This window comes from Cobetia sp. SIMBA_158, assembly GCF_046566945.1.
Taxonomy (GTDB): Bacteria; Pseudomonadota; Gammaproteobacteria; order Pseudomonadales; family Halomonadaceae; genus Cobetia; species Cobetia amphilecti.
In genome coordinates this window covers 1-268 of record NZ_JAWJYL010000428.1, presented here as the reverse complement: position 1 = coordinate 268, position 268 = coordinate 1, and the positions used below count along the sequence as shown (strand labels likewise).

At 61.9% G+C, this 268-nt stretch carries 1 protein-coding gene; it reads left to right on the top strand.

From position 1 onward, the window contains the following. On the top strand, nt 1-268 hold a 268-nt coding region (locus tag R2R70_RS20565; RefSeq protein ID WP_410978988.1), incomplete at both ends, for a transposase.

Here is a 268-nt window from a genome sequence, read left to right as displayed (position 1 = left end):
CGATGCGCGCGGGCGCGAACGCGTGCTGCTGACCTCGCTGGATGATCGCCAACGCTTCAAACCGGCCGATATCGTCGCCTGCTATGGGCGCCGCTGGCAAATCGAAACCAGCTACCGGGAATTGAAGCAGTCGATGCTCGGTGCGGAGCTAACCTTGCGCAGCCGGACCGTCGAAGGGGTCTATCAGGAAATATGGGGGGCGCTGATCGCCTACAACCTGATTCGTCGCGAAATGGCCACTGCCGCATGGCAGGCGAAACTCGATCCG